Origin of the sequence: Psychrobacter pacificensis (assembly GCF_900101915.1) — a bacterium.
GTDB lineage: Bacteria > Pseudomonadota > Gammaproteobacteria > Pseudomonadales > Moraxellaceae > Psychrobacter > Psychrobacter pacificensis.
Genome location: NZ_FNAL01000003.1, coordinates 130270 through 153966, shown reverse-complemented (window position 1 = coordinate 153966; position 23697 = coordinate 130270). Strand labels below are relative to the sequence as shown.

Here is a 23697-nt window from a genome sequence, read left to right as displayed (position 1 = left end):
CAATTTATGAAACCTGCTGCCACCACCATCATTTCTGCCATCAGTCGCTATTTACACCACGATGATACACTTCCTTTGCCGCAGCTGCGCAGACTAGGCATTATTTACAGCAGTTATCGTTTTGTCGTCAGTATATTTTCTATGTTGATGGTATATATATCTGCACGCGCCGGTGATAGCGCCTCTCTCCCCAGTTTTTTACAGCAAACAGCCCTGAGCTTTTATGTGATGCTGAGCTTGATTTTGCTCGGGCTGTTTTACGTTGTCACAAAGCAGATGCGCCGACAGTTAGCGTTTGGGCTCGTATTAGACGTTATTATATTAAGCTTATTGCTGTATACAGCAGGTGAGCCGGACTTACAACTGACCATGCTCTATATGGTCGTTGTCGCCGCTAGCTTTATGCTATTGCATGGTTCACAAGCGCTAGTTATCACCTTGTTGGCTATTATTTTTGTTATCTATCAGCAGTTTTTTTATGCCATTGCCAATAGTATGAATTTGGCCAATTTGGGTGATGCTTTGCTGATGTCAGCAAGCTTCTTGGCAGTAGGGGGTTTGAGTTGGTCTATCTCACAACGTTTGGTACAGCTTGAGAAAGTTGCACAAAGTCATGCCAAAGAGGTTGAACGACTCAATGTCATCAATCAAGAAGTTATTACACAAATGGTCAATGGTGTGATTGTCATCGATAAACAGAATATCGTCCTTGCAAATCTTGCGGCCCACCAACTGCTCAGTATCACACAAGATTCATCATTGCCTGCATCTAGCACTTCAACCAATATAAAAGAAATGAGAGGCGATACGCCTCATGCCATTCTATCTAACTTTAAACAACAACTTAGCAAACAGCATTCTCAGCTACTCCAAGCTTGCTTGTCAGTGGCAACAGGACAATCGCGTACGTTTACGTACGATGTGCCTGAGGTGGCAAACGCTTCGATATTTGGTAAGCTACGCGTACAAATCATCCCGCTAAAAGATGATAGCAAATTAATCCTATTGGAAGACTTACGCCGTGAGCAGGCCAGCGCCCAACAATTAAAACTGGCGTCGTTAGGACAACTCACTGCCAGTATTGCTCATGAAATTAGAAACCCTCTAGCCGCCATCTCACAAGCCAGCCAACTACTGATGGAAGACTTGACCGAAATTGAGGCAAATGCATCAAATGTCAACATGACGGGCAATCATGAGCTCTATGAAATGATATTTTCACAAACCAAACGCGTCAACCGTATTATTGAAGATATTTTAAAACTGTCTCGTCAGCAAGCGGCCTCTCAGCAAGCCATTGTTTTGGCTGAGTGGATGCCAGTATTTTTGGATAATTATTTTCAAGGGCACGACATTTTTCTGCATCTAAAAACCCAACCAACCATATCATTTGATCCTCACCAGTTAGAACAAATTTTGATTAATTTGATCAACAATGGCTTGCGTTATAGCAGCTATAGCCATCCTCACGCTTACGTAGAAATCGAGATTTACTGTGCAGACAGCGATGTTATAATTGACATATTGGATGATGGTGATGGTATTAAAACTGAGGATTTAAAACATTTGTTTAATCCATTTTTTACAACAGACAAAGCTGGTACGGGCTTGGGACTATATTTATCGCAAGCCTTTTGTGAAGCCAATCAGGCACGTTTGCTCTATATTCCTGAACATGAAAAAACGTGTTTTCGTTTTATTTCGCCTGCTATTGACTCTGAAAATATCTTGCAAGCCGTGGAAGAAAATCTTTATTAATCCCAGTCATAAATCAAAATACTACTTAATCACAAATGTTTGAACATTACCTATTGGTAGCTAATAGCCACCGTACATGATTGATTTACAATTTTTTTTGTAAAAGAAGTTTACCCCTATTTATACCTCGCTATGAATATTTTTTAGCCATTGAACTCAATGAGATAATGTATGACAACAAGCGCGCTAGTCGTTGATGACGAAGTGGATCTATGCCGATTGATGCAAATCACTTTGACTAAAATGGGTATCAAAAGTGATGTAGCCTATACTTTGGCGCAAGCAAGATCATACTGGCAAGACAATACTTATGATTTTTGCCTCACTGACTTGAAACTACCTGACGGCTCAGGGTTGGAGCTGGTCAAAGAAATCAGCAACAGCTCGAATACACCGATAGCCGTCATCACTGCTCATGGAAGTATGGATCTGGCCATTGAAGCACTGAAGCTTGGTGCTTTTGATTTTGTCAATAAACCACTTGAGCTACCAAGATTACGTCAATTGGTAGAAAACGCTCTAAAGGTTATTCATCAGGATAATGGGGCACAAGCCACGCCTGAATCCTCACCTGAGCAAAAGATGCTGGACGCTAGACTAATCGGTGAGTCTGCGGTCATGCACCCTCTTAAAAACACCATATTAAAATTGGCACGCTCACAAGCGCCTGTTTTTTTATTTGGTGCGTCTGGTACAGGTAAAGAGGTCGTCGCTAGACTGATTCATGATTTAAGTCCGCGACGAGATGGCAGCTTTGTACCAGTAAACTGCGGTGCAATACCTTCTGAGCTGATGGAGTCAGAGTTTTTTGGTCATAAAAAAGGCAGTTTTACAGGGGCTGTGGCTGACAAGCAGGGATTGTTTCAGCAAGCCAATGGCGGTACTTTATTTTTAGATGAGGTGGCAGACTTACCATTAGCGATGCAGGTGAAGCTGTTGCGTGCTATTCAAGAAAAGACCGTGAGGGCCATTGGTGACACCAAAGAAGTACCAGTAGACATCCGCATTTTATCCGCTACTCATAAAGATTTGAGCCGCTTGGTACAGGATGGCGCATTTCGACAAGATTTGTATTATCGTATCAATGTGATTGAGCTTAAGCTACCGACATTGAATGATCGACGTGATGACATCCCTGTATTAGCAGAGCATTTTTTAGCCATGATTTCTGCTGAGTGGCAGCTAGAAATACCCCCATCTCTCACGCGTGAAGCCAGCGAACGTTTGCAGCGTCATGACTTTGCCGGTAACGTTCGTGAACTACGTAATTTACTTGAGCGTGCGGTGACGTTGGCGGAAACTTCGGACATTGATATCAGTCATTTAGGCCTACCTGATGTTAGTCACGACCTTAAAGATACGCAAGCTCATAGCAATGCGCAACAATCTAACCATTACGCAAATGAGCAAAACCAATCTCAACCAACTACCCAAACAATGTCTAAAGCAATAGAAAACCGTGCACAGACTCTTCAATCTGACAGTGAGATCACGGCTGTAAAGCACAAGCAAGAAACAACCAACTTGCACCCTTATCGTACTAATACCCAACACTACCCTTCAATGATACAGCGCTCAGTGCCCAATAATACAGAACCATCAACCAGCTCAAGTGATACGAATGAAAAAGTACCCATCCATCGTCCTATTCAACCAAAAGAGAATGAGACTACAAGGCTGCAAGAACCGCTTGATGGTCAATTGCCAGCCCAAGGGTTGGAGCATTATCTACAGGAACAAGAAAAGCAATTAATCATCACAGCCCTCAAACAAACTGGCTGGAACAAAACCCAAGCAGCAGAACTACTTGGGACGACTTTTCGCTCATTACGTTATCGTATGAAAAAGTTAGAAATTGCAGAAGATCAATCTGAGTAAGTCTTCTATCGGGCCATTGGATTTTTATTTCAGAGATTCAATGGCTGCCTGACGGTATATTATTAAATCTATCAACAATATACTAATTTGCAGTAGTCTTTCGAATGAAGCGGATGCCAGAATCGAGCGCGCGGGGTTTTAATAAATCCAGCGCCTGCTGCTCCCATGAGCTCTCACTTCCTGACAAAGTAATGTCAGGCTCAACGCCGATGACATCGATCTGCCTGCCTGATGCTGTCATATAATTAGCTACTGTCAACTTGACTGCTTGCTCGTCATTGAGTGGTATGACTGACTGTACTGAGCCTTTACCATAGCTTACTTCACCGATGATAGTAGCGCGTTTTTGTGCCTGTAAACTACTGGCCAAAACCTCTGCCGCTGATGCCGAGTAGCGATTTTGTAGAACAACCATAGGTAGAGGCTTAAGTATCGCATCCCCTTGGGTAGTTAGTACGCGCGATTTGTCTTGACGTGCTTGTACTTGTACCACATCGGTATCATTCATAAATAAACTGGCAACGCTCACCGCCGATGTAAGAACACCGCCCGGATTGTCACGCAAATCAAGTAAAATACCTGAGATAGGTGCATCTAAATTAATCAAACCTTCCAACAGCTTTTCACGGCTATTGTTCTGGAATGCAGGTAGTTTAACAATCGCAATGCCATCGACGAGTTTTGTCTCGACAATTTGAGGGTGACTGTTATTCCGCTGCAATGTCGTCGTGTGCTTGCGGCGACCCGCTTTAGAAGTGATGATATCTACTTGGGTACCAGCAATCCCTGTTAATAGCTGCTCAACGTCATTACTTTGCCGATTTTCGTCAAGTTTGAATTCACCAACTTGGTGTAAATAATCGCCCACTGCGATGCCTTTTTTATCTGCAGGCGAATCATCAATAACTTCTGTGATGATCCAATAGCCTACCTCTGGCTCATAAGTAACTTGGATACCGATATCACCTACGTCCCCTTCGGTAAAAGCGCGTAGGTTTTCATAGGCCTCCGCATCCAAAAACTCAGCATGGCTATCGAGCTTAGTTAGCATACCGCTCATTGCATTATTAAATAACTCCTCATCATTGACCGCGTCAACATACTGACGGCGCACTAAATCAACAACAGCAACAAAGGTCTTTAATGTCTCAGGAGAAATTGCATTCAATGATACTTGCGCAACCTCTGATGGAATACTGGTATCGATATTATCATCATCGTCCATTACCGCACTTTCGTCTGGCATACTGTCTATTGAGTCATCTGATTCGTCGGCAGCATTCAGCATCTCAGTATCATCTTCAGCCACTATATCATCGGCATTCAAACTGATAAGCTGTAGGCTTGATGTCGGACTAGCATCACCGACTGAGGTCACTGCTGCTTGCGCGTCTATACTGACAACACACAATCCAAGCAAACCTATTGCTAGACTGGGCTTAAAGCCTATAAACTTGAAGTATACGGGTTTGGACATAATGGTCGCTAGCGACGACTTCATCATTCGTTGGTCTAATTGTTTAGACAAAGATGCGCACACAAAAGAGATAGGATGCATAAAAAACTCATTTAAATAATAGAATGTATAAAGTTATTGTTATGTATTACCGTATAAGTTAACACCAAAGGCCTCTCTCAAACTAGGGCAGTTTTGCAAATCGTCAAGCAAAATCCATCATAAAAAAAGGGAAAGGTAATAGCTACCCTTCCCTTTTCTGGTTTATATCATTCAGCTAACGAGCCATGTCTTTACAGATTATCCGATGTACGGATAATCTGAGACAACTGGCTTAAGATGCTGAAACCAATAAACTCTCACCAGTCATTTCGGTGGGTGCATCAACATTCATTAGTGCCAAAATAGTCGGTGCCACATCACTGAGCTTACCGCCACGACGTACCTGTAGTTTTTGTGTGCCTACGTAAATCAGCGGTACATGCTCTGTCGTATGCTGAGTATGTACTTGACCACTTTCGTAGTCTTGCATTTGCTCACAGTTACCGTGATCAGCTGTGATCAGCATATCGCCGCCAGCCGCTTTTACTGCCGACTCGATACGGCCCACACAGACATCCAACGCTTCGACCGCCTTTACCGCAGCATCAAAAACCCCTGTATGACCTACCATATCTCCATTGGCATAATTGACAACGAGCACATCATATTGGCCAGATTCAATCGCTTCTACTAATTTATCCGTCACTTCAGGCGCGCTCATCTCAGGCTTCAAGTCATAAGTGGCAACATCTGGAGAAGGTACTAGGATACGCGTTTCGCCATCATACTCTTCTTCACGGCCACCACTAAAGAAAAACGTCACATGCGCATACTTCTCAGTTTCTGCGATACGTAGTTGGGTTTTACCTTGATCCTGCAGATACTCTCCCAAGGTATTGGCCAAAGACGTTGGATAGTAAGCGATGCTGGTTTTTGGATTATCCGCCAATACATCAGAATACTTGGTCAACATCACAAAGGCGGCAAGTTTTGGCTGCTTTTGACGGGCAAAACCTGAAAACTCATGATCAGGTAAAACAAAGGCTTGGGCAAGCTCGCGAGCACGGTCGGCACGGAAGTTCATAAAGATCAGCGCATCATTGTCTTCGACGGTATAAGGCACCTCATCACGTCCGATGACAGTCGTCGGGCTGATAAATTCGTCAGTCTCACGTGCCTTATAAGCCGCTTGGACAGCACCGTCCGCACGTGTCGAAAAGCGATCTGCCTTACCTTCAGTGATCAGCTCATAAGCTTTTTGTACGCGATCCCAGCGGTTGTCTCGGTCCATTGCATAGTAGCGACCGATGATGCTGGCAATCTGTACGCGCCCGCCTTCATAATGAGCATTAAGCTTATCAATGTAATCGCGCAAACGATTGATATATTTATCCGCAGATTTGGGCGGGGTATCGCGGCCATCTAAGAAACAATGGATAAAGACGTTTTTGGCACCATGAACCAATGCTGAATGGCACATACCCTCGATATGGTCTTGATGTGAGTGAACACCGCCGTCTGAGAGCAGACCCATAATATGTACGTTACCGCCAAGCTCATTGGCCGCTTTTACTGCGTCAACCAATGCTTCGTTTTTGTAGAATTCGCGATTGGCAAGCTCATTTGAGATGCGAGTCGAGTCTTGATAAAGAACACGGCCAGCACCCAAATTCATGTGGCCAACTTCTGAGTTACCAAACTGACCATCTGGCAGACCTACATCTTCTCCTGAAGCAGAAATCAGTCCATGAGGGTATTTTTGGTAAATCCTATCTAGATTTGGCATATTTGCCGCAGCAATGGCGTTATCTTTATCTTCTTCACGATGACCGAAGCCGTCTAATATCATTAAGACATGCGGCGTTTTTTTATTCTGTGCGCCGTCTTCTTGCTTACTGCTGAGCTGCTGCGCCTGATTGTCGCCAATAGATTCTGATGCTTGCTGGGTACTGGTCATATATTACCGCTCCTCGAGTGAATGAACGCCTTCAATGCTATGTTAGGGTATGGAAAGCCCTATATATTAACACATATCTTAAAATAGCTGAAAAACTGACAATTTTTCACTAAAAAATGATGGGGTTTGTATCGTTATCAAAAGCTCAAAACCTACCACAGATACTAGGTAACAATACTGCGTATCAATCTGTAAATCCTACTTGCAATCATTCATCTCATTGGTTAAGATGAGTCTATTCTGAAGTGTTGGCTAGTAGATGTTTATTCCCTGAGCCGATAATGCTTTACCAGGATGTGGTACCTATCGTCTCATTGTGTATGCCTGCACCGCTTGCGGTGTATCAGGAAACCTGCAGAGAGGATGACGCATCCGCCCTGAACTTCACGGTTCATGGGTCACCATCTTACAGCGGCACTTCGGTTGTTTTATTCGGTTTGTAAATATGTTCTTTATAATTAATGTATTTACTGCCACCAAAAAGCCCCTTTCGTTATTAGCGAAAGGGGCTTTTTCTATGCCTAATGAATGACTAAATCATCGTTACTCGTCATTAGCAGATTTGGTAATTTTTTTCACATCTTTAGGGATGTTTTTGGCCGTACCATCAACAGTCGTATGCTGTTTAAATACGTCACCAAACGGGTTTTGCTGTTGCTGACCAAATGGATTTTGGTTATTCATACCGCCTACGCCACCGAATGGATTCTGACCACCCATTCCACCAAATGGATTTTGGCCGCCCATTTGACCACCCATCTGTTTTGCCATCATTTCCATCATTTTTTGCTGATTGTTCATGACATAGTTATTGGCAAAGTCCTTGAGTTTCTTTTGTACTGGTGGCAAGATCACGAGTAGCGCGAGCACATCACTCAGCACACCTGGAATAAGTAGCAAGATACCAGCGACTGCCATGGCAATGCTCTTAATCATGGTGGACTCTGGTGGACGCATTGCAGGATTCATCATACCACCTGCTTTCATCTGCTGAGCCATTGGATTCAAAGAAGCCATACCTTTGCGTATAAGAGAAATACCGATCACTGCTGCGACAATAAACCACATGAATACCCACCAGCCGCTCATAAACTGAGCAAGCAAATACCACAGTAGCATCTCGATAATAAACCAAACGATGGCTATACCAACTATCTGACCCATAAAGTGTCGTCCTATAAAATAAAAACCAATAAATTGAGCGCCATGCAAATTAAAATGGCTAACATATGATGTATATGGGGATTGGTTGCTATACTATCAAACTTACGGCTGATTTTTAAGCCATAAAACAAAATGTAAGCAAGACGGAATACTATGGCAATTATTATCGGGATCGACCCAGGGTCACGCATGACGGGTTATGGAATAGTCCAGCAGACGGGTGATAAGCTCACTTATATCGATGCAGGCACGATTCGCACAGATACCAAAGAGATGCCTGAACGCCTCAAGCGTATTTTTAATGGATTGACCCGCATTACGCAGCATCACTTAAAATACACTGACGAGCCTATCTATACGGCGATTGAACAAGTCTTTATGGCAGAAAACCCTGATTCTGCACTCAAGCTTGGGCAAGCACGAGGCGCGGCTATTGCAGCGATGGTCGCCTTGGATTTAGAAGTATCAGAGTATACTGCTCGGCAGATCAAACAAGCGGTGTGCGGCTATGGTGCTGCTGCTAAAGAGCAAGTGCAGGAGATGGTTTGCCGCATACTACAGTTAGAAGTCGTACCACAGCAGGATGCAGCCGATGGTCTTGCTTGTGCTATTTGTCATGCGCACTCAAGCCATTCTATGAATAAAATACTACTTAATAGCTCTATGCGAGGACGCGGTGGCTCTAAGAAAAAGGGTCGTTGGCGTTTGACCGAAGAAGATTTGGGTAACTTGCGTTAAAGATAGGCGTTAAAGCAGACAAGCTTTAAAACCAATAGGCATTAAAATAGTGAGACAATAAAAAACACGCGCCATTGGATGCGTGTTTTTTATGAGTACCAGCACTGTCACTTTATCATTTGCAAGACGAAATTATAGCGGACTACTCTACGACTGCACTTTCAATGACAGCATCGAGTACATATGCATACTTTTCATCATCATTATCATTTTCTGTTGTCTCATCTGACTCTATTAATTCGTTAGTCTCTAATCGGTAGCGCTGCAATCGTAATACTTCTTCGTGCATACCGTCATGCTGGTATCCATCTATTTCTCCCGCAAATACTCTCCACTTCCCTTCACTAACTTTGACACCTTGGTCGTTGTAAGTGACAGGCCTAACTTGGAGACACTGCTTTTCACCATTCATATCACAATTGACTTCTTTGGCATTCACTGCCCAAAATACCGTCTCGCCCTTACTATTGTATTTCGCTTGTGGTGTGAGTCTGCCATTCCATACCAAAGTGACATTATCGTTGGTAAACTGAGTCAATACTGGGCTGTCACCTTGCTCTATTTTTAACTCACTATTTCCTAGCATTAATGTATTTAATGTGTTTTCTGCCATATCAAGATCGCTACAAGACATTTTGGTGCTCATTCCTTCCTCGATACCCAATGTATGTCCTTGCAGCTGATAAGCAGCGCTTATTGTATTACAACCGACACTATAGATAAGTGTTTCTGGATTAAATACCAGAGTCCCCTGACCATCGATATCTGTAAGCTCACTTATAGGCTGCTCATTGGCATCCGTTGCCCTAACCAAGCTCCAACGATGACGAGACAAAGTATTCATCAGCTTTTCTTCGGGAGTAAATGTCGTCGAGCCAGATTCAGTAGTTGCTGAGTTGGTATCCGAGGCCCTATCCTCGATCGCTAGTGAGTCTATTTTTTCACCAGTATTGGAGATACCTGATCCTTCATTGTCGTGAGCCGTGTTTTCTTTTTGACAAGCGCTCAGCACCAAGCTCACCGCCACAATACTTGGCAATAAAAACGTTGTCAGTGCTGATTTTTTGGCTCTACCTACCATATTACGAACCTCTTAGTAAGCGTATATCAATTTTCTCGATTACTTATTTCTATATACTTGCTGGTCTTGCATGTTTTGAAAAAACATTTAATTAACTGTTCTGGAATATCGTTATTATAATCACGTTAAATTAACCACTATAGACCGAGCATTATTAGCTTATGTAATAAAATGTTGATTTTTATTATGTTTGAAATTCTTTTATTACTCTGCTATCTATAGTCAGATGACCACAAAAATGTTATACAATAAATCAACTAAACGATTACCAGTATAAATGACCATGACTTACTCCCTAGATTATCGCAAACAAGTTTTAAAAAGCTTAGATGAGGGCATGACCTTTGCCGAAGCTGCTGTTTTCTATGATATCAGTCCAACGACTATCCAGAAGTGGAAAAAGCGTCTTCATAGTAAAACCACCCGATATATTAAGCCCTACAAAATAGAGGATGAAGCCTTAGCTCAAGATGTCAAAGACCACCCTGACGATTATCACTATGAGCGAGCACAGCGTTTTAATTGTAGCCCAACAGGCATCAGCAAAGCCTTAAAGCGTATTGGTGTTAGCAAAAAAAAACACTTGAGCATCCCAAAGCTTGTCCACTAAAGAGGGCTCACTACCTAAAAAAACTTAACCACTACATCGCTCAAGGCTTTGCTATTGTCTACATGGATGAGAGTAGCTTTGAGAGTGAAACGATGCGCCCTTGTGGCTATGCACCCATTGGTAGCCCCTGCATTGGCAGTTACAACTGGCAAGCCAAAGAGCGAACCAACGTCATTGGTGCGCTCTTTGGCAAAATGCTGTTTGCACTCGACTATTTAAAGACCAACATCAATAAAGAGGTTTTCTATCACTGGTGCAAGTTCACGCTGATACCAAAGCTTAAGAAGAAATGTGTGATCGTTATTGATAATGCGACCTTTCATAAGCGCGTTCAAAAGCTGCTTAACAGGCATGGTCATAGGCTTCTATTCTTACCACCTTATAGTCCTGACTTAAATCCCATCGAGAAAAAATGGGCTCAAGTGAAGTTTTTACGCCAAGGTTGGATGGAAAATGACTTATCTAAATTGTTTTATGATATTCATCCAAATCATAACTCTTTTGTAGTGCAGTGACTATAATGTCGTTAATTTCATGGACAAAAAAAGGATAGCTAATACATATTAGCTACCCCCGATATTATCTTTAATGAGCAAGCATCTAAAAACAATAGAACTTGCGATGTATCTCTTTATCTAATCATTGATTTCCGCAGGCTTAGCTTTAGCCATGTTTTTGATGCTGAAGCGCTCATTCATTTTTTGATAAAAGCGCGCTAGGTTTTCACCTTGCTCGCTTGGGTCAACTTTAAGTATTTTGCCAAAATCCAACCCCAAATACAGCACAATATCGGCAAAGCTTAACTGCTCACCCACGAGATAGTCGCGACCTACTAAAGCGTTCTCAAAATAGCCCATGGCTTTGGTAGCACGGGCGATAGATGGCTGGACAAACTCAGGAACCTGCTCGACGCGCTGAGCCTTGGAAGGATGACTGTGCTGAAACGCCAGCATTAGGTTGTACAACACCTCAAACTCAGCGATCCGGCGCATGGCGCAAACTTGCGCGCGCTGTACCACATCATTTCCCATCACAGAGCGCTCGCCATAGACGCGGTCTAGATACTCACAGACCGCTTGTGAGTCGTTGAGCACCGTCCCATCGTCTAAGGTCAAGACCGGTACCGTCTGCATCGGATTGATCTTGGTAAATTCCGCCGATATCTGCTCGTTGGCTGCAAAGTCGATATCTATCACATCGACGTCATCCATGTCATCGACATCAATCCCTTTTGATGCCAAAAGTATCAAAGCTTTACGCGGGTTTGGGGCAGTACGAGTGACGTATAGTTTTTTCATGATAAACTCCTTGTAAAATAGATAGATAACGATTTAGCGCTGCCAGCCATTATTGTAATGAGTAACGAGCCTTGCTGAGCATTCGTATTGAGTGGCTACGACCCACTCAAATCTGGCTCACATCCTGACGCTCTATCATAGTTATAGCTTACTCAGCGCACCATAGCAAAGCTTTCTTGTCTTTTGCCACGGCAGAGGCCTAAAGCTAGATAAATACGACAGTTGAGATATAAAAAAAGCCTCACAACTTTACGTCGTGAGACTTTGTATCATGCGACTTGCCATTCACTGCCACTTATTTATTAGGGGCAGGTGTGGTACGTAGATAGGGCTTAATTTCTGTATGGCCTTTTGGATAGTTGGCAGGGATGTCTTCGTTTTTGACACTTGGCGGGATGATCACATCGTCGCCATCTTTCCAGTCGACTGGTGTGGCAACATTATATTCATCAGACAACTGTAGCGCATCGATGACCCGAACGATCTCATCAAAGTTACGACCACAACTGGCTGGATAGGTCAGGGTCAGACGTACTTTTTTATTTGGATCAATGATAAACACGCTGCGAACTGTCGCGGTGTTATCAGCATTTGGGTGAATCATGTCATACAAATCCGCAACCGTGCGATCAGAGTCTGCAATGATAGGGAATTTCACCGCAGCGCCTTGTGTCTCTTCGATGTCGCTGACCCAGCCTTTGTGATCTTCTAAGCCGTCCACTGACAAAGCAATCGGCTTGACATTGCGTTTTTGGAACTCACCGCCCAATGCAGCGGTGCGGCCAAGCTCAGTGGTACAAACTGGCGTATAGTCGGCAGGATGCGAAAACAATACCACCCAGCTATCACCCGCCCAATCATAAAAATTAATATCACCCTCTGTGGTGGTTGCATCAAAGTTTGGTGCGGTGTCGCCTAAACGTAAATGTGCCATACTAAATTCCTTATTTATATGAATGATGAGCGCCGATCTTACTGTCTTATGCGCTCTATTATTATAAACCGATTATTGCAATGTGCGAGACGGTTTGATCATTTGCTTATCCCGTCTAGCGCATCAATAAAAACTCACTTTATAGTACCAAACTGGTTATGAATGTCTTGTGAAGGATTGTAATGCGTTTATTCCATTTATCACTAAATAAACCAGTATATAGGTAGCATAGCGCATTAAACTACCATGCCTGTATCCCACAAGCAAAGTTCATAAAAAACCCACCCCTAGCGCACTAGAGATGGGTCAGTATAAAAGGACAATGATTTGACATAATAATTTGACGTTAAGCCCTAAGGGCAAGCTCAAAGGCTATGCATTAAGCTGGCTTATAACTGTCGCGTAAGCTGACGATTTGGTTAAATACCGGCTTGTCACTGGTGTGCTCTTCGCTATCGGCGATGAAGTAGCCTTCACGCTCAAACTGAAAGCGCGTGCCAGCATCTGCGTTGGCCAATGACGGCTCAACCACTGCTGCAAGCTCAGTCAATGAATTGGGATTGAGTACTTGATGCACATCACTGGCACTACCTGGGTCCTCGACACTAAATAACTGCTCATACATACGCACGGTCGCAGGCACGCCAAGGCTGGCTGATACCCAATGAATCACGCCTTTGACTTTGCGGCCTTCAGGGTTGTTGCCCAATGTCGCAGGATCAATCGTCGCTTTTAGCTCGGTCACATTACCAGCATCGTCAGTAATATGCTCAGTCACGGCCAGCACATAGGTGTTACGCAGGCGGATTTCTGGCTTTACTGGTGACAGGCGCTTATAACCGGCTGGCGGCTCAATCTCATAGTCGCCTTGGTCGATATAAAGGGTTTCGGTGAATGGAATCTCACGCTCACCCATATCGACGTTAGGATGTTTTGGCTGCTTGAGCCATAGAGTCTGAGCGTCTTCATCCCAGCGCGCATTGACGCTATCGGCCTTTTGTGACTCCCAGCTGCTAACCGCATCATAGAAGTTAGTAATCGTCACTTTTAACGGCTTAAGCACTGCCATGCCGCGCGCGGTCGTCGTCTCGAGTGATTGACGAATGCTAAATTCTAATAGACGAAAATCAACAACGCTGTCGACTTTGGTCACGCCAACGCGCTCACAGAAATCGCGCAGACCCTCTGGCGTATAACCACGGCGGCGCATGCCTGCGATGGTCGGCATACGCGGGTCATCCCAGCCGCTTACCACCCCTTCATCGACCAACTGTTTGAGTTTACGCTTACTGGTCATGGTGTGGTCGACATTTAAGCGGCTAAACTCATACTGATGCGGCGGCACCTCAAAGCCGATTTTTTCTACCGTCCAATCATAAAACGGACGATGGTCTTCAAACTCCAGTGTACACAACGAATGAGTAATACCTTCGAGCGCATCAGAGAGCGGATGGGCAAAGTCATACATCGGATAGATGCACCATTTATCGCCGGTTTGATGATGCGCTTGGTGCATGACGCGGTAGATGACAGGGTCACGCATGTTCATGTTTGGGCTGGCCATATCAATCTTGGCACGTAGCACCGCTTCGCCTTCGGCAAACTTGCCGTCTTTCATCTCATTAAAGCGCGCTAAGTTTTCTGCGACACTGGCATCACGTTGCGGTGATGGCGTACCTGCCTCATTAAATGAGCCGCGGTTGTCGCGGATTTGTTCAGGCGACTGCAAATCCACATAAGCGTCGCCCTGCTCGATAAGCTGCACCGCCCACGCATAGAGCTGATCAAAATAACCTGAGGCATGATGCGCCTCGCCTGCCCACTCAAACCCAAGCCATTTGACATCGTTTTCGATATTGTCGATGAAGTCTTGTTTTTCTGCCGTTGGGTTGGTGTCATCAAAACGCAGGTTACAGACCCCGCCAAACTCCTCAGCAATACCAAAGTTTAGACAGATTGATTTGACATGACCCAAGTGCAAATAGCCGTTTGGTTCAGGGGGAAATCGCGTTACGATTTGGGGGTATTTTTGCGCTTTAATATCATCACGAATGATATTACGAATAAAGTCGTTTTTTTGTGCATTATTGCTTGAGTGCTCACTCATTACTCATTGCTCCTAGCGCAAGTATTCAGCGCGTGTTACCACGCTCAAAAATGATAAATTAAAAAAGACTGATAAAAGATAACGTTGCGTTATTCTATCAGCTTTTGCAAAGCCATTAACAGCCTGATACATGACAGACGACAAAAAAGCCGTTAGACTAGCCATAACTTTTTTTAACCACCACTTGACAGCGTCATTTAAGGCGCTGCAATCAAAAAAGGAATATCACATGGTAGACATGCCGCCAGTAGTAGAACTAGACACCAATATGGGTGCGATCGTCATTGAACTCAACGAAGAAAAAGCACCAAAAACCGTAGAAAACTTCTTAAACTACGTAAAATCTGGCCATTATGACGGCACAATTTTTCATCGCATCATCGATGGCTTTATGATTCAAGGCGGCGGTATGGACGCTGAGATGAATGAAAAAGCAACCAATGCTCCTATCGAAAACGAAGCGGACAATGGCCTAAAGAATGACAAAGGCACTATCGCTATGGCGCGTACGCAAGATCCGCACTCAGCGACCAGCCAATTCTTTATCAATGTCAAAGACAATGACTTCCTCAACCACTCTGGCAAAAACATGCAAGGCTGGGGTTATACAGTATTTGGTAAAGTCACCAGCGGCATGGATGTCATCGACAAAATGCGCGGCGTACCAACCGGTCGCTTCGGCATGCATGCTGATGTGCCAAAAGAGCCTGTCGTTATCAACTCTGCGACCATCGTTTCTCAGTAGGTCGTGATAAGTAAGTGTTACTGATAGTCTGACAATAGACGACAAGGATTATGATAAATGCAAACGTTTAATCATCTGATAACGACCCGCCCACATGAGGTGCGGCAAGTATTCATCAGCGATTTGCATTTATCGCCAGAGGAGCCTGCCTTAGTGCAGGCTTTTTTGGCGCTACTTGATGACTGTCTGGCCCTGCCCGTCCTCAAACGCTTATTTATCTTAGGCGATTGGTTTGAAGTCTGGATCGGTGATGACGCTTATTTGACGCTGTCAGATGATGCGCGCCAAACCCACTGGCTCACCCCGCTTATCGCTAAATTAAAACAACTGCGCATCAAGGGCTGTGAGATATTGGTGATGCATGGCAATCGTGATTTTCTGCTGGGTCAGCCGTTTTGCAACCTGTTTGGCGGGGAGCTGATTGATGAGCCGTATAACTTAGCTGTGGGACAGCAACACTACCGTCTCGAGCATGGCGACGCGCTCTGTATTGATGATAAAAAATATCAGTTTTTTCGTAAAATCATGCGCAACCGTCTAACCCAGTGGTATCTGCTCAATAAATCCCTAGAAAAACGCTTGGCCATCGCGGAAAAAATGCGCCAAAAAAGCCAACAAAACAATGCCAATAAAGCCGCTCACATTATGGATGTCAACGATGAGGCGGTGATACAAGCCGTGGCTAGTAGCAATGCGCTGCTACATGGTCATACCCATCGTCCAGATATCCATCAAGCAACGACAGATAAAAAACGCTACGTGCTGGGTGATTGGCGGCTGCTAAATAAAGATACCCGTAAACCAACCGTCAGCGCAGTGATTGGTGTGATGATCACTAATGCACACTCAGATAGCAATAAAGCTAACTTTGAACTGGTTGAATTTAGCTCACTGGTCTAGCTTATTTTTTACAAACCAAACGATGTAATAAAATGATGTAATAAGATAAAGGGTCCGCTAACTATTTAGCAGACCCTTTATAATTGGCTATTCACTTATTAAGTGCAGGCTCATTACTTATCGAGTTTAACTTATCAATCTTATTAAGGCATCAGTTTAAAAAAGTGCTGACGATAATGCTTTAGCTCACGAATAGAGTCACGGATATCATCTAGCGCGAGATGGCTGCCGCCCTTTTCAAAGTTTTTTAAGATATCAGGGCGCCAGCGAAAGCACAGCTCTTTAATCGATGACACGTCAAGGTTGCGATAATGAAAGAAGCGCTCCAGCTCTGGCATTTGCCGCGCCAAAAAGCGACGATCTTGACAGATCGAGTTACCGCACATCGGCGACTTACCGCTATCGACCCATTTATTCAAAAACTTAATGGTTTCCGCTTCAGCCTCTGCCAGCGTCACCTTACTACGGCGCACCCGATCGATCAGACCTGACTGACCATGTTGCTTGGTGTTCCAGTCATCCATTTTGTTTAATACCTGATCGGATACTTTAATCGCAAACACCGGCCCTTCTGCAAGGACGTTTAAATCTTCGTCAGTGACGACAGTGGCAATCTCGATAATCTCATCGTTTAAGGTGTCAAGTCCGGTCATCTCTAAGTCAATCCATACCAGCCCTTTTTTGCCTTGATTTTTGATCTTAATTTTATTGGGATGGTCGCCGGTAGTCATAAAATATCCTATGGTCAATAATGTTTGGAGCAAGTTGTTATATAAAAAGTGCCGTTTTATCTACGGTGACAAGATGAGGGCTTGGGATTTAACACTGCCAAATCAGCCCTGATATTACAAAACCACTATCTGCCACGGACGGTTTAGGCTGTATGTTAAGGGCTTGGGATTTAACACTGCCAAATCAGCCCTGATATTACAAAACCACTATCTGCCACGGACGGTTTAGGCTGTATGTTAGCAAATTTTCACGCTACACTTAGCAATATTTTTATAATAGGTCAAAACCATGGCATTAATCCGGCAACGCAAACTGACTAAACAACAGATTCGTCGCATTGACAAACAGCAGCTCGACAGTCAAGACAGCCTCGATGACAGTTTGATGGATGGCGTGGTCATGGCGCATTATGGCAAGCAGCTAGAGGTACAAATCACCAGCTTGCCTGCGGTGCTACCGGTGCAGCCAGAGATTGCGCCTGATGATCCTGAGCCATTTTGGCAAGCGCTGGAGTTGGGCGATATATGGCGCTGTCATGTGCGTACCAACCTGCCTATGCTGGCGGCAGGCGACCACGTACGCTGGACAGCTGACCCCAATACCGGCTTTGGCCGTATCGAGTCGGTCAAACCGCGTACCTCTCTTGTCTCACGCCCAGATCGGTATCATAAGCTCAAACCTGTCGCTGCCAATATCGATATCTTGGCGATCGTGTTTGCGCCACTACCAGCGGCGGCGGCGTCCCTGATCGATCGCTATTTGGTGGTCTGTCATCACGCGGGCGTCAAGCCGCTATTGGTATTGAACAAAGCCGACCTACTCGCGCAAGAAGACGGCGTCGATACCAGAGAGCTTTTGACTCAATACGCGGCTCTTGGTTACGAGAGCGTACTGACGTCGGTTGACTGTCCTGAAAACATCGCCGCTAGCGACGCCCAAACAGGTCTTGATGAGCTCAAGCGTCATATAGATAAAAAGCTGGTGATTTTTGCTGGACAATCTGGCGTCGGTAAAAGCAGTCTTATCAATGCACTGTTGCCTGAGTCAGGGCAAATGGTTAACGTCATCTCCGAAAACTCGAAACTTGGCCAGCATACCACCACCACCAGTCGCTTATTGCCGTTTAATCCAGACGATCTTACCCAAGGCGGCATCGTCGATACGCCTGGTATTCGTGAGTACGGGATTTGGCATTTAGATCCTGACGATATCATTTCAGGTTTTATTGAGCTTGCGCCACTTGCCGGTGACTGTCAGTTTCGTGACTGTCGTCACACTCATAACAGCAAAGGCTGTGCGTTATGGCAAGCGGTAGCTGATGGTGATGTGCTACAGCGCCGAGTCGAAAACCTGGTGACCTTGAGCGAAGAGGCTGATACCAAGCCCTATTAACAACGCTATGTATCAAATCAGCATTATTAAAACGTAGGTTGCTCATCATACATTTACTATAGATGACCTAATCGGTATAATAGCGCCTTGTTCAAAATCATTGAGCTATCTTCTCGGCTTAATAGAACACTTATTTTTTGGAGGTATGGTTTGGATCGTGCGCTAGAATTTGTGGGCAACCACCCGTTTTTGTTTGGTATATTAGCCGTACTTGCTGTACTGTTTTTTACCATCGAAAACAAACGTAGTGGTAGAAAAATATCGCCCAACACGCTTGGTATGATGGTGAACTCGCAAAACGCGCAGCTGATCGATATTCGCGCCAAAAAGAAATTTTTGACCGGCTATATTCAAGGCAGCCGCAACATACCTTTTACTGAGCTAAAAGATCGCCTAGAAGAAATCCGCGCCATCCAGCAGCCAGTGGTCATCATCTGCGACATGGGCGTACAGGCAGGCGCAGCCATTCAAATGATTGGCAAAGATGACGTTTATCGCTTAGAAGGTGGCATTGGCGGCTGGCAGGCAGCTGGTATGCCACTCGTTGGCCTAAAAGATGCTAAGTCAAAAACCAAAGGCAAGGCCAAGCCGTCATTGCACAAGTAGCTAGTGCTGCATTATTTAGTATCAGTAACCATCAAAAAGACACCGCATTTAGGTGTCTTTTTTTATGTGGTATATAGTCGATGCACTCTAAAAAGAATATAGCGCTACTGGGATGCTATTTTTAGACGTAGGTTACGCAGCCTCTGGGAACGCAGCACGCAAGTAAAATTTTAGCGGCCTTGCTGGTCAATAAACACATGACTTTTTTATTTAGAATCGATTATAGTTATATCGCTGCAGCGCCTTTTTGACCCATTCCGCTTGAATTTGCCTGACACATCCCCACTGTACTAATAAGCCCGACCCAATACCTCGCACATTTACTTGTGAGTAACTGATAATCATCATTTTTATCACATAATTTTTTATCGTATTTTTTATAATCACTAGGGTCTGTTAAGCATTCCACTTTTTATTCATATTTTTTATGCGTCGTTTTTTATAATAAAGTCATTACTAACGACCATACTGACCAATAAGGATTTATCATGACTGTATCTGTCAAAGTTTATACCACGCCTATCTGCCCGTACTGCTCTAACGCCAAACAACTACTAAAAACTAAAGGCGTCGATTATGAAGAAATCGGTATGCACGATATGACGAGCGAAGAGCGCCGCGCATTGATGCAAAAGACCAATAACTATCGCACCGTGCCACAGATTTTTGTGGGTGATACCTTTGTCGGCGGTTTTGATGAGCTCAATCAACTGAACCAACAAGGCAAGCTTGACGAGCTATTGGCTGGTTAATTTACAAGTTTTTTGCAACCTTGTTTTGCGGTTTGTCATCAGCTGTGTAATGATAAGCAGCGGCAAAATAAAACACGGTGTTATGCAATGCGTGTGATAAAACGGCGAGATTGGTCTTTTTGATTCAATCTTGGCTACTATTACCATAAGGCTTTTATGACGAAGTTTTTGTTGTAGTATTTTTAATCATAGTATTTTTAATCATAACTTGCCCAATCATTTGATCTAATTTTAGAGGAATTATCATGGCTGAAGAACAAGCACAACCACAATTGGCACTAGAGCGCATTTATGTAAAAGACATGTCACTTGAGGTGCCAGGCGCGAGCGTATTTACCAAAGAGTGGAACCCAGAGCTTGACATCAATCTCTCTAGCAATGCAGAAAAGCTAGACGACGATCATTATCAAATCGTCTTGACCGTCAGCGTGACTGCAAAAAATGCAGGCGAAGCTGCATTTATCGCTGAGGTGCATCAAGCGGGTATTTTCTTATTAAAAGACATTCCAGAAGACCAAATCGGTCAAATTCTAGGCGCTTATTGCCCAAATGTGCTATTCCCCTATGCACGCGAAGTCATCAGCGACATCGTCACACGTGGTAGCTTCCCGCAGTTACTGCTCGCTCCTGTGAACTTTGACCAAGCCTACGCACAAAGCCAGCAGCAAGCACAAGTTGATGCGCAAGGTAATGCATAAGCAGTAAGCTGCTAAAGCAGAAAGCTGTTGTGCAAAATGCGTATTAAAAGCCGCTTACTTGTCATAGGTAAGCGGTTTTTTTATGAGTATGGTTGTGTGTGGGCAGGGTTGTGCGGGCATGGCTATATGAATGCGTATCAGCCATAAAAAAACCCTGCTAAGAAACAGGGCTTTCAATCACGGCGTCGGTTATCTTATAACAAGATTAACCCTTTAGCGCCGTTAAGATTTGTTGTTTGACATTATCAATCGCTTGCGTGCCGTCAAACTTATCGTATTTCGGCGCATCACCACCTTCAGCCGCTTTGTTTTGATAAAAATCTACCAGCGCTGAGGTTTGCTGATGATACGTCGCTAGGCGATCACGAATGGTTGATTCTTGATCGTCCTCACGCTGGATCAGCGCTTCACCCGTTACATCATCGATACCTTCGACCTTTGGCGGATTGTGATCGACGTGGTAAACACGGCCTGAGCCTGGGTGCTGGCGACGGCCAGACAAACGCTTGACGATTTCGTCATCAGGTACGCTGATTTCGATGACATGGTCGATTGCAACATCCGCATCAGCCAGCGCTTGCGCTTGTGGAATCGTACGTGGAAAACCATCTAAGATACAACCATTGGCACAGTCAGGCTTAGCGATACGTTCTTTCACTAGGTTAATGATCAGGTCGTCAGATACCAAACCACCAGCATTCATGATGTCTTTGGCTTGTTTGCCAAGCTCACTGCCTTCTTTGATTGCTGCTCGCAACATATCGCCAGTTGAGATCTGCGGAATATCATACTCTTTAGAAATAAACTGGGCTTGGGTACCTTTACCGGCGCCTGGTGGACCTAGCAAAATAATACGCATCATTACACGACTCTCCTGAATTCAATGGGATTTTGGGATTACTACAACTTAGGGATTAATTGATTGCCAAGACACCTTACCTTGTGACCTGACAAACCTCAAGTTTTTTTCTAATTAGGGTCATAAGTTGCCATGACTTATCTTTCCATATAACACTGCTAAGCCTTTTGTGGTCAACAGCATTTATATGAAAAATACTCACAATAACTAACCCTAATACTAGGGGATTTGTTGATTGATTTCTACATTGACCTGATTTTGGTCGGCACGAATCACAACAGGATTACCTGATAAATCTCCTGACTCTGCGATAGCTGTACCGCTGTGACTAATGTGCGCAATGACAGCCAACTCAACCTTATCAGAACGGGCTGATCTTAGGGTACGCTCTGGCATCATCGCATCAATATCGCTTAGGCTAATAGTAGCCTCGCCCTGCTTAATCGCACTAATTGGCAAACGCTTGGCAGCAAATGGCGGGCCACCATTCACATCACGAATCGCCACAAACAGCACGTCATCCGCTTTGACCAATGGCAGTAGGCTTGAGTTGATCTTAACGGTCACCTCAATGCCCTCAGACGCTTGTTGCTGCTGCATAGTCACATTGGCACTGAGCTCATCTAGACTGGATAGCGCCTGCGTATGGTCGCCTGGTTTGGCAGAAATACTGTCACGCAAGCGTTTGATCCAGCCTTGTGCTTGATCAAAGTTATTTGCTCGCGCCTCACCCATTGCCATGAGCATTTGCGCGCCTTCATGCTGTGGGTTTTTGGCCAATACAGTTTCTAGCACTCGGCGACTATTTTCGTCTAGCTGACCCTTATTAGCAAAGAAATTAATCTGCGCGTAAGTAATCGCAATCTCTTCATTATCAGGTGACAAACGATAAGCACGTGATAAGGCCTCTAGTGCTGAATCGGTCGCCTCTAATGATAAGAACAACTCTGATAGGCGCATCCAACGATTGTAATCGTACGCATGGCGATAGACGTTGGTCTGCATGGCACTAATCAGCTGATTGCCATCTTCAATCGCCCAAGCAGGTGGCTGGTCAATCTTGCCAGTTAATAAGTCATCCGCCACTTGACCTACTTTGTCTTCGCTTGCCCAAAGCTCAAAAACAGGCGTGCGATCTCCGACCATCAAGTACGCCATGGCAGACAGCACAGGTACCCAAAAGACAATGATCAATCGGCTTTTGATACCAGGCGTGACCATAGGTGCGACTTCACGCTGAGCATCCAAAAGCTGGCGTTCAAGCTCAAGTTTTTGGTTTTGATAGTGATGCTCATCAATGATGCCACTGTCTTTATCTGTTTTCAGCTCTGCTAAGCGCTCACGAAATACAGCAACGTTGATACCTAATAGCTGATTGTCCAAAGGCTTACTATGCGTACGCGGTGCTCTCAACCATGGTTTGATAGCTATAACAGCAAGCAATAAGGCGGTCAGTAAGCTCAGCGCAATAAATAAGCCAACCGTAGAAAATATGGTCATTTTTTGCCCCCAAGGCTTGTAATATCGTGAACGTCTTTATTATCAGCACGTGACAATAAGCGCTCAAGCTCCGCTTTTTCGGCAACAGATAGCGCCTCAGCGGTATTATCTGCTGTCATGCCGCTTGCACCACTGGCAACAAGCTGACGTCGTTTACTTTGCCAAAACCAACCTACTAACAAGATGATGAGCAATAATGGTGGGAAAAACCATAAGATCCATGTTGAAGGACGCACTGGTGGCTTATAGCTGATAAAGTCGCCATAACGTTCCTGCATATAGGCACGAATCTCACCATCGCTACGACCATCTTTGACCAAATCGTAGGTTTTTTGCTTTAAGTCTTGGGCAATTGGGGCATCAGAGCCTGCTAGGTTTTGGTTCTGGCATTTTGGACAGCGCAGCTCTTCGATAAGACCACGATACTGTGCCTCTTGCTGTACAGAGTCAAAATCATAGACATCAATAGCAGCAAAACTGGCCATACTGA

The 23697-nt window shown here is 44.4% G+C and carries 22 protein-coding genes and 1 other RNA gene; 12 read left to right on the top strand and 11 right to left on the bottom strand.

The window, feature by feature from the left end; translation table 11 throughout:
• Nucleotides 1-6 precede the first annotated feature (6 nt).
• Together BLR43_RS03145 and BLR43_RS03140 are read left to right on the top strand one after the other, a co-directional pair.
• Nucleotides 7-1758, top strand: a complete 1752-nt coding sequence (locus BLR43_RS03145; protein WP_071001965.1) for a sensor histidine kinase — start codon at nt 7-9, stop codon at nt 1756-1758.
• Between the two features lie 171 nt (nt 1759-1929).
• Nucleotides 1930-3636, top strand: coding sequence for a sigma-54-dependent transcriptional regulator (locus BLR43_RS03140; protein ID WP_093068748.1), 1707 nt, complete (start codon nt 1930-1932; stop codon nt 3634-3636).
• Between the two features lie 82 nt (nt 3637-3718).
• On the opposite strand, the gene BLR43_RS03135 is transcribed toward BLR43_RS03140, so the two are convergent.
• A complete protein-coding gene (locus tag BLR43_RS03135) occupies nt 3719-4861 on the bottom strand; it encodes a S41 family peptidase (RefSeq protein WP_406947892.1) in 1143 nt (380 codons plus the stop codon).
• Between the two features lie 565 nt (nt 4862-5426).
• Nucleotides 5427-7091: a 2,3-bisphosphoglycerate-independent phosphoglycerate mutase gene (gene gpmI / locus BLR43_RS03130; protein WP_093068742.1), complete on the bottom strand. Its 1665-nt coding sequence runs from the start codon at nt 7089-7091 to the stop codon at nt 5427-5429.
• Between the two features lie 234 nt (nt 7092-7325).
• Here gpmI and ssrS point away from each other — a divergent pair.
• Nucleotides 7326-7521: non-coding RNA, 6S RNA (ssrS, locus tag BLR43_RS03125), on the top strand.
• Between the two features lie 113 nt (nt 7522-7634).
• On the opposite strand, the gene BLR43_RS03120 is transcribed toward ssrS, so the two are convergent.
• On the bottom strand, nt 7635-8255 hold the full coding sequence (locus tag BLR43_RS03120) for an FxsA family protein (protein WP_093068739.1): 621 nt from the start codon (nt 8253-8255) through the stop codon (nt 7635-7637).
• Between the two features lie 153 nt (nt 8256-8408).
• On the opposite strand from BLR43_RS03120, the gene ruvC reads away from it, so the two are divergent.
• The gene (gene ruvC / locus BLR43_RS03115; protein ID WP_093068736.1) at nt 8409-8993 is read left to right on the top strand and encodes a crossover junction endodeoxyribonuclease RuvC; all 585 of its coding nucleotides are present in this window, start codon (nt 8409-8411) and stop codon (nt 8991-8993) included.
• A 142-nt stretch (nt 8994-9135) separates the two neighbouring features.
• Here ruvC and BLR43_RS03110 read toward each other — a convergent pair whose 3' ends face one another.
• On the bottom strand, nt 9136-10074 hold the full coding sequence (locus BLR43_RS03110; RefSeq protein WP_093068734.1) for an META domain-containing protein: 939 nt from the start codon (nt 10072-10074) through the stop codon (nt 9136-9138).
• Nucleotides 10075-10357: 283 nt separating this feature from the next.
• Here BLR43_RS03110 and BLR43_RS03105 point away from each other — a divergent pair, with 283 nt between their 5' ends.
• Together BLR43_RS03105 and BLR43_RS03100 are read left to right on the top strand one after the other, a co-directional pair.
• Entirely contained in the window at nt 10358-10684 is a 327-nt protein-coding gene (locus tag BLR43_RS03105) for an IS630 transposase-related protein (RefSeq protein WP_093068815.1), read from the top strand.
• Nucleotides 10685-10746: 62 nt separating this feature from the next.
• On the top strand, nt 10747-11199 hold the full coding sequence (locus BLR43_RS03100) for a transposase (protein WP_201587695.1): 453 nt from the start codon (nt 10747-10749) through the stop codon (nt 11197-11199).
• A gap of 120 nt (nt 11200-11319) precedes the next feature.
• Here the strand turns inward: BLR43_RS03100 and BLR43_RS03095 are convergent, their stop codons facing one another.
• The 3 genes from BLR43_RS03095 to BLR43_RS03085 all read right to left on the bottom strand — a co-directional run bounded on the left by BLR43_RS03095 (nt 11320) and on the right by BLR43_RS03085 (nt 15023).
• Nucleotides 11320-11982 carry a glutathione S-transferase family protein gene (locus BLR43_RS03095; protein WP_093068731.1) on the bottom strand — a complete coding sequence of 221 codons (663 nt, stop codon included), beginning with the start codon at nt 11980-11982 and terminating at the stop codon, nt 11320-11322.
• 295 nt (nt 11983-12277) lie between these two features.
• Nucleotides 12278-12916, bottom strand: a complete 639-nt coding sequence (locus tag BLR43_RS03090) for a peroxiredoxin (RefSeq protein ID WP_093068729.1) — start codon at nt 12914-12916, stop codon at nt 12278-12280.
• Between the two features lie 379 nt (nt 12917-13295).
• Nucleotides 13296-15023 carry a glutamine--tRNA ligase/YqeY domain fusion protein gene (locus BLR43_RS03085; protein WP_093068726.1) on the bottom strand — a complete coding sequence of 576 codons (1728 nt, stop codon included), beginning with the start codon at nt 15021-15023 and terminating at the stop codon, nt 13296-13298.
• A gap of 229 nt (nt 15024-15252) precedes the next feature.
• Here BLR43_RS03085 and BLR43_RS03080 point away from each other — a divergent pair, with 229 nt between their 5' ends.
• Together BLR43_RS03080 and BLR43_RS03075 are read left to right on the top strand one after the other, a co-directional pair.
• Entirely contained in the window at nt 15253-15768 is a 516-nt protein-coding gene (locus BLR43_RS03080) for a peptidylprolyl isomerase (RefSeq protein WP_075103604.1), read from the top strand.
• Nucleotides 15769-15825: 57 nt separating this feature from the next.
• Entirely contained in the window at nt 15826-16668 is an 843-nt protein-coding gene (locus BLR43_RS03075; RefSeq protein ID WP_093068723.1) for a UDP-2,3-diacylglucosamine diphosphatase, read from the top strand.
• Between the two features lie 143 nt (nt 16669-16811).
• Here the strand turns inward: BLR43_RS03075 and orn are convergent, their stop codons facing one another.
• Nucleotides 16812-17399, bottom strand: a complete 588-nt coding sequence (gene orn, locus BLR43_RS03070) for an oligoribonuclease (protein ID WP_075100646.1) — start codon at nt 17397-17399, stop codon at nt 16812-16814.
• A gap of 289 nt (nt 17400-17688) precedes the next feature.
• Here orn and rsgA point away from each other — a divergent pair, with 289 nt between their 5' ends.
• The 4 genes from rsgA (at nt 17689) to secB (ending at nt 20848) form a co-directional block, all read left to right on the top strand.
• On the top strand, nt 17689-18792 hold the full coding sequence (gene rsgA, locus BLR43_RS03065; RefSeq protein ID WP_093068720.1) for a ribosome small subunit-dependent GTPase A: 1104 nt from the start codon (nt 17689-17691) through the stop codon (nt 18790-18792).
• 150 nt (nt 18793-18942) lie between these two features.
• A complete protein-coding gene (locus BLR43_RS03060) occupies nt 18943-19398 on the top strand; it encodes a rhodanese-like domain-containing protein (protein WP_093068718.1) in 456 nt (151 codons plus the stop codon).
• A 488-nt stretch (nt 19399-19886) separates the two neighbouring features.
• Entirely contained in the window at nt 19887-20150 is a 264-nt protein-coding gene (gene grxC, locus BLR43_RS03055; RefSeq protein WP_075100643.1) for a glutaredoxin 3, read from the top strand.
• A gap of 245 nt (nt 20151-20395) precedes the next feature.
• Nucleotides 20396-20848, top strand: a complete 453-nt coding sequence (gene secB, locus BLR43_RS03050; RefSeq protein WP_075100642.1) for a protein-export chaperone SecB — start codon at nt 20396-20398, stop codon at nt 20846-20848.
• 205 nt (nt 20849-21053) lie between these two features.
• On the opposite strand, the gene adk is transcribed toward secB, so the two are convergent.
• The 3 genes from adk to BLR43_RS03035 form a co-directional block, all read right to left on the bottom strand.
• Entirely contained in the window at nt 21054-21710 is a 657-nt protein-coding gene (adk, locus tag BLR43_RS03045) for an adenylate kinase (RefSeq protein WP_093068716.1), read from the bottom strand.
• Between the two features lie 216 nt (nt 21711-21926).
• Entirely contained in the window at nt 21927-23207 is a 1281-nt protein-coding gene (gene ccmI, locus BLR43_RS03040; protein ID WP_093068713.1) for a c-type cytochrome biogenesis protein CcmI, read from the bottom strand.
• Nucleotides 23204-23692: a cytochrome c-type biogenesis protein gene (locus BLR43_RS03035; RefSeq protein ID WP_379542903.1), complete on the bottom strand. Its 489-nt coding sequence runs from the start codon at nt 23690-23692 to the stop codon at nt 23204-23206. Before BLR43_RS03035 ends, ccmI begins: the two co-directional genes overlap by 4 nt.
• Between the last annotated feature and the right edge of the window lie 5 nt (nt 23693-23697).